The organism is Aquibaculum arenosum (assembly GCF_029222965.1).
GTDB classification, from domain to species: domain Bacteria; phylum Pseudomonadota; class Alphaproteobacteria; order Kiloniellales; family DSM-21159; genus Aquibaculum; species Aquibaculum arenosum.
Genome location: NZ_JARHUD010000007.1, coordinates 196,570 through 206,544, shown reverse-complemented (window position 1 = coordinate 206,544; position 9,975 = coordinate 196,570). Strand labels below are relative to the sequence as shown.

The following is a 9,975-nucleotide window of genomic DNA, read 5'->3' as shown; positions in this document are numbered from 1 at the left end:
GGGACAACACAGAAGGCTCGCTGCAAGCCCCGGCTCAGCCCGGGCTTTATGAGGTCCGCTACATTCTGAACGAGGGCAGGAAAACGCTGGCTTCTGCAGCGATCGAGATCGTCGAGGCTGAAGCTTCGGTTTCGGCGCCTGAGCAGGCAACCGTTGGCGCCGCCTTCCAGGTCAGCTGGTCAAACTCCATCCATCCGCAGGACTACGTGACCATCGTCCCCATGGGCGCCGAGGAAGGCGAGAGCGGTGCCTACATCCGCACGCGGGACAACACAGAAGGCTCGCTGCAAGCCCCGGCTCAGCCCGGGCTTTATGAGGTCCGCTACATTCTGAACGAGGGCAGGAAAACGCTGGCTTCTGCAGCGATCGAGATCGTCGAGGCTGAAGTCACGGTTTCGGCGCCCGCGCAGGTTGTGACTGGCGCAAGCTTTCAGGTCAGCTGGACCAACCCCATTCATCCACAGGACTATGTGACCATCGTCCCCATGGGCACTGGTGAGGGCGAGTATGGCAACTACACGAGGACGCGCGACAACACGCAGGGTTCCGTGACCGCGCCGGCCACTCCCGGCCTCTACGAGGTGCGTTACATTTTGAACGAGGGAGGAAAGACCCTGGCATCGGCGGAAGTCGAGGTGGTCGAAGCAGGCATGGAACTGTCGGGACCGGACACCGTGCGCGCCGGCGATCAGTTCCGGGTGGCCTGGACCGGCAGCGCGCCGAGCCCACGCGACTACGTCTCCATCGCGCCTCTCGGCTCGGACGACGGCGACTACGAGACCTACGTCCGTGTGCGCGATGCTCAAGAGGCTGATCTGACCGCCCCGGAGACAATGGGCTTTTATCAGCTCCGCTACGTCCTGGACGAAGGTCGTCGCGTGCTCGCCCGCCACGACCTTGAGGTGGTTTCGGCAACAGCCGCCCTGGACGACGGGGGATCCCTCAGCGTACCCGAGACGGGCACACCCGGAGAGTCCATAGCGGTGACCTGGCAGGCCGAGGACAACGGAAACGACCGTCGCATCGCCTTGGCTCAAGCCGATCAAGCGGATTTCACCTGGATCGAGATGCAATCGGCAAGCGGGGAGGAACTGACCTTCACGCTGCCTGATGCCTCCGGTACCTACGAATTCCGCTTGCTGGACATTTCCGAACGCAAGGTGCTGAGCCGCGCCATCATTCAGGTGCAGTAGGCCTGCCGGCGGCTCCCCAGTCTTTTTCGGGGGCCGCCGGCTCCACCGCGCTGGGTCCCGAAAAGGCCCAGATAAGGTTGCGCACTTTTCCTTGACGAACCGCGGCCGGGAGCGTTTTGCTGCCCGTCCCTTCACCATCTAACGGATCCCGCCTCATGCTCGATACGCACGGTGCCCTCATCTACACCATGGTCCTCGCCTCAGTGGCGGACCAGGAAATGAACGACCGTGAAATCCGCATGATGAGCGAGATGATCCGACTCCTGCCGGTGTTTCAGGAGTTCGAGTTCGACCGCTTGAGCCCGACAACGCAGGCCTGTGTCGAACTGCTGCAGGATCCGGACGGCATCGACACCGCCCTGGATGCAATCGACGAAGCGCTGCCGGAAAGCCTGCGGGAAACCGCCTATGCCTTGGCCTGTGACGTCGTGGCGGCCGACGGCACAGCGACCCAGGAGGAACTGCGACTGCTGGAGATGCTGCGCCATCACATCGGCGTTGGCCGGCTGGAAGCGGCGGCCATCGAGCGCGGCGCGGGCGCACGCTTCCGCACTGCCTGACGGCGCCCCTGGCAGCCACTCTGGCAGACGGCTGCTAATCCTTTGTTATTTCTAATTTTTCTGTTGCCAGCCTCTTTCTAGACCGGGCAAGATTCCTGTGCGTTGATGACGGCTCGACACTCAGGGAGGTTCCGGATGTCCGCACTGGCGCTTCAGTTGAAAGACTATCGGCTGACCACGGCCGAGATCCTATATCACATGCCCGATCACCCGCATCTGCTGCAGAGCTACGTCTGGCAGGATTACGACATTTCACCGGAGTTTCCGCAGTTGCGGCGATTCCTGGACTTCTGGAGCCGGAATCTCGACGGCAAGCTGCACAGCGTCAAGGTGGACAGCCAGAAGCTGATCGGACAGAGCGAGTTGCGCCGGGCCGATTGCATGCTTTCCCTGCACTGAGACCGGCGCGCCCTCCAGTGACCTGACCCGGCCGCGGCATTCCGCCGCGCCGGTGCCCCCGTGGCCTGCTTGCCCTGCCGCAAAGCGCGGCTAGACTGCCGCGCATGTCCACCTCAGGTCACACTTCGTCCATCGACGCCACCCTTCGGTCTGGCGTCGATGCGCGTAGCCAGCCACGCGCCGTGGCGCTGTGGCTCGGCTTTTCTGCCGCCATGGTCTTTGCCATGGCTGTCATCGGCGCCATTACGCGCCTGACGGAATCAGGTCTCTCAATCATGGAATGGGCGCCGATCACCGGCACCCTGCCCCCGATGTCCCAGGCGGAGTGGCAGAGGGTCTTTGACCTCTACCGCACAATCCCGCAGTACCAGTTGCTGAACCAGGGAATGACCCTGGAAGAATTCCAGACCATCTTCTGGTGGGAATGGATCCACCGCCTCTGGGGTCGGCTGATCGGTCTTGTGTTCTTCGTCCCGCTGGTCTGGTTCTGGCTGCGTGGACGCCTTCCTGCCTGGATCAAACCCCACGCGATCATGCTGCTGGCGCTTGGAGGGCTTCAAGGCTTCATGGGGTGGTTCATGGTGACGAGCGGCTTTGCCGATCGTACCGAGGTGAGCCAGTACCGCCTCGTCCTGCACCTGGGACTGGCGGTCTTCATCTACGCCTACATGCTCTGGCTGACGTTCCGCTTGCTGGCACCCGCACCAACGCGCAGCGCGCCGGAAACCCGAAGCCTGCGGCGCTGGTTGGTGGCATTGCTGGTGTTGATCTGCATCACCCTGGTCTCCGGCGGTTTTGTTGCCGGGCTGCGGGCCGGCTTCACCTACAACACCTTCCCCCTGATGGATGGACGGGTGATTCCCGGCGGCTATGGCATGCTCCAGCCCTGGATAGCCAACCTGTTCGAGAACCACGCGGCGGTGCAGTTTAACCACCGCCTGCTGGCGACACTGACGCTCATTGGCGCGGTAGTATTTTGGGCCTATGCACGCCGTCAGACTCTCCCCGCCGCGGCGGCCAGGGCGATAGCTGCCATCGCCGGGATGGCGGCGGTCCAGTTCCTCTTGGGCGTCACCACCCTGCTGCTGGTGGTGCCTGTTAGCCTGGGCGCCCTGCATCAGGCCGGGGCGCTGATCCTCCTCGGCCTGACCCTATTGGCGCTGCATCTGCTGCGCCCGGCCGAAGCCGGACGCAGCAGCCGGGGCTCATAAGCCCGGTTACTCCGCAGCCTGACGCAAGGCCATAGGATCGTAGGCCAGGTTGGGGGCAAGCCAACGCTCGGCCTCCTCCACGCTCCAGCCCTTGCGGTGGGCGTAGTCCTCGACCTGATCGCGCTCGATCCGGCCGACACCAAAGTACTGGCTTTCGGGGTGGGAGAAGTACCAGCCCGACACGGTCGAGGCCGGCTGCATGGCGCAGGATTCCGTGAAGGTCACACCGCAACGCTTCTCGGTCTCCAGCAGCGGTAGCAGTGTGCGCTTTTCCGTATGGTCCGGGCAGGCCGGATAGCCCGGCGCCGGACGGATCCCGCGATACTTCTCCGCGACCAGATCCTCATTGCTCAGATCCTCGTCCGGTGCATAGCCCCAGAACTCCGTGCGCACGCGCTGATGCAAGCGCTCGGCAAAGGCTTCTGCCAGACGATCGCCCAAGGCCTGGATCATGATGGCCTCATAGTCGTCCTGGCGTGCCTTGGCTTCGGCCACACGCTGCTCGATCTCCGGGCCGGAGGTGACGCAGAAAGCGCCGAGCCAATCCGGCGGTCCGTCGAGCGGGGCAACGAAGTCCGAAAGGGCCAGATGCGGGCGCTCCCGCCCCTCTCGCCGGGCGATTTGCTGACGCAAGTGGAACAACCGCTTCATCTCCTCGCCCGATTCCGGATCGAAGAGAAGGATATCGTCCCCGTCCGAAGCCGCGGGCCAGAAGCCAACCACCGCCTTGGGGCCGGGCCAGGATTCCGCAACCATGCGCTCCAGAATCTTCTGCGCATCGTTGAAGACGCTGCGAGCCGCCTCGCCTACCTTCTCATCCTTCAGAATCGTCGGATAGCGCCCGTGCAGTTCCCAGGTGGAGAAGAAGGGTGTCCAGTCGATACAGGATATCAGCTCTTCCAGATCATAGCCCTGGAAGTCCCGCAGACCTTCGAAGGTCGGCCGCGGCGGCGTGTAATTCGCCCAGTCCAGTTTCAGGGCGTTGGCGCGGGCATCTTCGATCGGCAGACGCGTGCGCCCACTGCCCTTCTTGGCGTGGGACTCGCGCATCTTCTCGTATTCCTGCGCGATGTCCTTTACGAAGGGCTCGCGCAGCGTCGGAGAGGCCAGGCGGCCGGCCACGCCCACGGCACGGCTGGCGTCCAGCACATGCACCACCGGACCCTTGTAGTTGGGCGCAATCTTGACGGCAGTGTGGATCTTGCTGGTGGTCGCCCCACCGATCAGCAGCGGCAGTTCAAAGCCCTCGCGCTGCATCTCGCTGGCGATGTAGCTCATTTCTTCGAGGCTGGGCGTGATGAGACCCGACAGCCCGATGATATCGACCTTCTCCGCCTTTGCGGTCTCCAGGATCTTCGCGGTGGGCACCATGACGCCGAGGTCAATGACCTCGTAGTTGTTACACTGCAGCACCACCCCGACGATGTTCTTGCCGATGTCGTGAACGTCGCCCTTCACGGTGGCCATAAGGATGCGACCCTTCGTGTCCTTGTCGCCCTCCTGCTTGCCCGCCTCGATGAAGGGCAGCAGGTGCGCCACGGCCTTCTTCATGACGCGCGCAGACTTCACCACCTGCGGCAGGAACATCTTACCAGCGCCGAAGAGATCGCCGACCACGTTCATGCCATCCATCAAGGGCCCTTCGATCACCTCGAGCGGCTTTTCATGGTTCAGGCGGGCTTCCTCCGTGTCTTCGATGATCCACTTGTCGATGCCGTGCACCAAGGCATGAGACAGGCGCTCATTCACCGGCAGCTCGCGCCAGGAAAGATCCTGCTCCTTGCGCGCAGAACCGCCCTCGGAGCGATAGCGCTCAGCGATCTCCAGCAGGCGTTCGGTTGCCTCGGGGTTGCGGTTAAGGATTACGTCCTCGCAGGCTTCCCGCAGTTCCTTGGGAATGTCCTCGTAGACCGTGATCTGGCCCGCGTTGACAATGCCCATATCCATGCCGGCACGAATGGCATGCAACAGGAACACCGAGTGCATGGCCTCACGCACCGGCTCATTACCGCGGAAGGAGAAGGACACGTTGGAGAGCCCGCCTGAGATATGCGCGTGCGGCAGGTTCTCACGGATCCGAGCGGTGGCATCGATGAAGGCACGCGCGTAGTCGTTGTGCTCCTCGATGCCGGTGGCCACGGCGAAGATGTTGGGATCAAAGATGATGTCTTCGGGCGGCAGACCGACCTTGTCCACCAGCAGGCGGTAGGCCCGCTCGCAGATGGCGTACTTGTGATCGGCAGTGGCAGCCTGGCCTTCCTCGTCGAAGGCCATCACCACGACCGCAGCGCCGTAACGCTTGATCAGGCGCGCCTGCTCCAGGAAAGGCTCCTCGCCCTCCTTCATGGAGATGGAGTTGACGATGGGCTTGCCCTGCACGCACTTCAGGCCGGCCTCGATCACCTCCCACTTGGAACTGTCGATCATGACCGGCACGCGCGCGACATCGGGTTCACCGGCGATCATGTTGAGGAAGCGCGTCATCGCCTGGACGGCGTCGATCATGGCGTCATCCATATTGACGTCCAGGATCTGAGCGCCGTTCTCGACTTGAGCACGGGCCACCTCAACGGCGGTGGCGTAATCCTCAGCAGCGATCAGCTTCTTGAAACGGGCGGAGCCGGCGACGTTGCAGCGTTCGCCGACGTTGACAAAACGTCCGGTGGTCATGCTGCCTCCTCTTCTTCATCACGGGGCAGAATAAAGGGCTCAAGGCCGGAAAGCCGCATCCAGGGCTTCACCTGCGGCACACGCCGGGGCGCCTTGCCCTCGACGGCCGCCGCAATGGCCTTCAAGTGTTCCGGGGTGGTGCCGCAGCAGCCGCCCACGATGTTCAGGAGTCCATCCTTGGCCCAGTCGGCGATGTGCTCGGCCATCTCGTCCGGTCCCAGATCGTAACCGCCGAACTGGTTCGGCAAGCCGGCGTTGGGATGGGCGGACACAAGCGTATCGGCGATCCGGCTCAACTCGGCCACGTGCGGGCGCAGCTCCTTGGGGCCCAGGGCACAGTTCAGTCCGACCGAGAAGGGGTCCACATGGCGCACGGAATGCCAGAAGGCTTCCGGTGTCTGTCCCGAGAGCGTACGGCCGGAGAGATCCGTGATCGTGCCGGAGATCATGATCGGCAGCGCATCACCCAACTCGTCGAACAGACCGGTCAGCGCGAAAAGCGCCGCCCGCGCGTTGAGCGTGTCGAAGATCGTTTCCACCAGGATCAGGTCAGCACCACCTTCGATCAGGCCTTTGGCGGCCTGCCGGTAGTTCTCGACCAACTCATCATAGGTCACGTTGCGGAAGCCGGGATCCTCGACATCCGGGGAGAGCGAAGCCGTGCGAGACGTCGGGCCGATCACGCCGGCCACGAAGCGCGGCTTCTCCGGCGTTTTCTCCGTCATGGCATCAGCGGCCTCACGCGCCAGCTGCGCCGCCCCACGGTTCAGATCATCCACCGCCGATTCCAGGGCGTACTCCGCCTGGCTGATCGCGGTGGCGTTGAAGGTGTTGGTCTCCAGAATGTCGGCACCCGCCTCGAGGTTCTCGCGGTGGATGTTGCTGATCAACTCCGGGCGGGTAAGCACGAGCAGATCGTTGTCACCCTTCAAGTCCCGCGAGTGGTCACTGAATCGCTCACCACGATAGTCCTCCTCTTCCAGGCCAAGTCCCTGGATGGCGGTGCCCATCGCCGTGTCGAGCAGAAGTATCCGTTCCTTGGCAGCTGCGTGCAGCGCCTTTCTTCGGGTCTTTCGATCGGTCATGAAATTCAATGTAACTCCGTGATGATGGGATCGAGGCGCAGGGCCGAAGACGGCACCACGCTCTCATCGCTGTAGGCACCTGCTGCGCGGGCGGCGGCATTGATCGGCCGCAGCCCATCGTCGGCGAGCAGGCGCAAGCGTCGGTCAAGCGCCGCAGTGTCTTCGGGGGTATCGCCACCCCCGATCAGGTTCGCGCCTTCGCTTTGGACGGCCCGGGCGAGCCAGTCGCCGCGAGCCCGCGAACCGGTGCGATAGATGATCGTGCCATCGGCCTGCTCCAGGGTGTGGCTCGAGTAGGCAGCGCCGGGCGTGCTCTGGAGATAAAGCGGTGCCATGGCGCCCAGTTGGCGCCGCGCCTTCTCCGCTCCGCGCAGAAAGAGGCAAGCGCGACCAGTCCCCGGTGTCACATCCAAGGCAATCCCGTCGGCGCCACCAGCGATCAAACCTTCGGCCTGAGTCGCCACGGCAGCCTCGATCTCGCCTGCCGGAGCGTCCCAGCCCTGGTCACGTACCAGCCCCAGCACGAAGCGTCGGCGGCCGCGGCCGGGGACGGAATCCACAGCCTCGCAGGCGACCTGCGCCGCGGCAAAGTTCAGGTAGAAGGCCTGGTCGGCCAGCCCTGCATCCTCCAACGAGAGCGGCGAAGCATCGAGCGTATGACTGCGCACCACATCGGCGCCCGCACGAAGAAAGGCCTCGTGCACCGCCTTAACCCAAACCGGCCGGGTGAGGCACAGCAGTTCCAGCCGCCCTTCGTGCCCCCAGAGATCGCGCTCAGGGTCGATGGGCTGCTTGCGCAGCTGGCGGCTGACCGCGCCGTCCGACAGCAGCACGCGCTGCGCCAGTGCCTCCTCCAGGCGTCGCATGTCAGGCTGCCTCTTGCAGATCGGGCCGGATCCCCAGCAGTCGACAGATCGCCAAAGTCATCGGCGCCTTGTTGAGTGTGTAGAAGTGGAAATCTTCGATGCCCTCGGCGCGCAGATCGCGGCAGAGATCGGCTGCGATGACGGCGCCCACCTGGCCGCGGGTTTCCGGATCGTCCTCCAGCCCGGCAAAGCGCTCACCGACCCAATCCGGCACCGTGGCGCCGCAGCGCTCGGCAAAGCTCTTCACCTTGTTGAAGTCGTGCACCGGCACGATACCCGGGACCAAGGGCTGCGTGATGCCGGCGCGCACCGCCCGATCCCGGAAGCGAAGAAAGTCATCGATATTGAAGAAGAACTGGCTCACCGCCCGGTCGGCACCGGCATCGAGCTTGCGCTTGAGATGCTCCAGTTCCGCTTCCATGGACGGCGATTCCGGGTGGCCTTCAGGATAGCAGCCCACGCTGATATCCTCGGCGCCCATGCGCCGCAGTGAGGCCACCAGTTCCACCGCCCCGGGATAGCCCTCCGGATGCGGGCGATAGGGCCGCGCCATATCGGGCATGTCGCCGCGCAGGGCCACGAAGCGCTTCACGCCGGCGGCCAGCCAACTCTGCAACTGGGCATCCACTTCGGCCCTCGGCTGCCCCACGACGGTGATATGGGCGGCCGGCTCCATGCCGGGCGTGTCCTGCAGAAGCTGCAGCCCCTTGTTGCTGGACTCGCGCCCTGAGCCGCCAGCGCCATAAGTCATGGAGGCGAAAGCAGGGCGCAGCGGCGCCAGCTTCTTTGCCGTCTCGGCCAGTTGTTGCTCTCCCGCCGGCGTACGCGCCGGAAAGAACTCGAAGGAGAATCGCATCAGATCACCTTCCTCGCAGTTTCTGCGTTATCGGAGTTGAGACTGTCATTGGCGGGCCGGCGCCCGAGCCAAAGGCCGACGGTTAAGGGACCGCCGGCTAGGGAGTGCGAACGTTCCGCCACCAGACCGGCTTCGCTCAGGAAATCGGTCATCCCGGCATCGGAGAAACCCAGCCAACGATGGGCATGCTCGCTGCGCAGTTCAGCGCGTTCGTGCGGCAGGAAGTCGACGACCACGAGCCGCCCTCCCGGCCGCAGCACCCGCGCCGCCTCCTGGATCGCCGCCACCGGGCGCTGGGCGTAGTGCAACACCATGTGCAGCGTCACCACGTCGAAGCGCCCCGCAGCGAAGGGGAGAGCCGTCATCTCGGCATGGCGCACCTGGCAGTGCCGAAGACCGGCCCGGAACAGATTGGCCCGGGCCACGGTCAACATGTCGCGCGAGAGATCGATGCCGATGGCACTGCGGGCATGATCGCCCACCAGCTTGAGGACATGCCCGGCGCCGGTGCCCACATCGAGCAGGTCATCAACCGGCTCGGCCAGGACGATCTCCCGCAAAGCGCTGTCCACCGTGTCGGTGTTTGCGTGCAGAGCCCGCAGCCGGGTCCAGTCCGTGGCGTTGCGGCGAAAATAGGCGGCAGCCTTTACTGCCCATGCCTCCTGAACCGCCTGAAGCCGCTCCAGGTCACGGGCGTGCATCGGGTCTTCCGCCGGCAGCAGGTCGACGAGTTGGCGGGACAGTTCAGCTCCCAACCCACGATCCGCGAGCCGATAGTAGGCAAAAGACCCCTCTTGGTGCCGCTGAAGCAGACCTGCCTCGACCAGCAGCTTGAGGTGGCGCGACACCCTGGGCTGGGACTGGCCAAGAATCTCGACCAGGTCACTGACCGTGAGCTCCGCATGGGCACAGAGTGCCAGCACACGCAGCCGTGTCGGCTCCGCCGCTGCCCTCAGCCCCTGCAACAGCACGTCCATCGCTGGTCCTCGCTCTCTCATATAAAGATATCTTTATACCCTTATGCGGCCGACTTCAAGGGGAGCAAAAGGGGTCCTTGGACATCGGGTGCATCTCTGCCCTGTCAGTGTTTGAGCCCCTGAGCGGTTGCACCGAGGGGGCCGATGGTCGATATGAC

At 64.1% G+C, this 9,975-nt stretch carries 9 protein-coding genes; 4 read left to right on the top strand and 5 right to left on the bottom strand.

Annotated features, from left to right (window positions below):
• The 4 genes from P2G67_RS12810 to P2G67_RS12795 form a co-directional block, all read left to right on the top strand.
• Nucleotides 1-1,193, top strand: a 1,193-nt coding sequence (locus P2G67_RS12810; protein WP_275823613.1) for a hypothetical protein, incomplete at its 5' end; no start/stop codon positions are given.
• A gap of 155 nt (nucleotides 1,194-1,348) precedes the next feature.
• Nucleotides 1,349-1,753 carry a tellurite resistance TerB family protein gene (locus tag P2G67_RS12805; RefSeq protein WP_275823612.1) on the top strand — a complete coding sequence of 135 codons (405 nt, stop codon included), beginning with the start codon at nucleotides 1,349-1,351 and terminating at the stop codon, nucleotides 1,751-1,753.
• A 135-nt stretch (nucleotides 1,754-1,888) separates the two neighbouring features.
• Nucleotides 1,889-2,152: an usg protein gene (locus P2G67_RS12800; RefSeq protein WP_275823611.1), complete on the top strand. Its 264-nt coding sequence runs from the start codon at nucleotides 1,889-1,891 to the stop codon at nucleotides 2,150-2,152.
• A gap of 104 nt (nucleotides 2,153-2,256) precedes the next feature.
• On the top strand, nucleotides 2,257-3,363 hold the full coding sequence (locus P2G67_RS12795) for a COX15/CtaA family protein (protein ID WP_275823610.1): 1,107 nt from the start codon (nucleotides 2,257-2,259) through the stop codon (nucleotides 3,361-3,363).
• Between the two features lie 6 nt (nucleotides 3,364-3,369).
• On the opposite strand, the gene metH is transcribed toward P2G67_RS12795, so the two are convergent.
• The 5 genes from metH to P2G67_RS12775 are packed head-to-tail and all read right to left on the bottom strand — an operon-like array spanning nucleotide 3,370 to nucleotide 9,817.
• The gene (gene metH / locus P2G67_RS12790) at nucleotides 3,370-6,033 is read right to left on the bottom strand and encodes a methionine synthase (RefSeq protein WP_322099703.1); all 2,664 of its coding nucleotides are present in this window, start codon (nucleotides 6,031-6,033) and stop codon (nucleotides 3,370-3,372) included.
• Nucleotides 6,030-7,118 (bottom strand): homocysteine S-methyltransferase family protein, encoded by a 1,089-nt coding sequence (locus P2G67_RS16465; RefSeq protein WP_322099702.1) that lies wholly within the window; start codon nucleotides 7,116-7,118, stop codon nucleotides 6,030-6,032. The genes metH and P2G67_RS16465 overlap by 4 nt, the downstream gene beginning before the upstream one ends.
• Before the next feature lie 5 nt (nucleotides 7,119-7,123).
• On the bottom strand, nucleotides 7,124-7,984 hold the full coding sequence (locus P2G67_RS12785; RefSeq protein ID WP_275823609.1) for a homocysteine S-methyltransferase family protein: 861 nt from the start codon (nucleotides 7,982-7,984) through the stop codon (nucleotides 7,124-7,126).
• Between the two features lies 1 nt (nucleotide 7,985).
• Entirely contained in the window at nucleotides 7,986-8,840 is an 855-nt protein-coding gene (locus P2G67_RS12780) for a methylenetetrahydrofolate reductase (protein ID WP_275823608.1), read from the bottom strand.
• Nucleotides 8,840-9,817 (bottom strand): ArsR/SmtB family transcription factor, encoded by a 978-nt coding sequence (locus P2G67_RS12775; protein WP_275823607.1) that lies wholly within the window; start codon nucleotides 9,815-9,817, stop codon nucleotides 8,840-8,842. Before P2G67_RS12775 ends, P2G67_RS12780 begins: the two co-directional genes overlap by 1 nt.
• Between the last annotated feature and the right edge of the window lie 158 nt (nucleotides 9,818-9,975).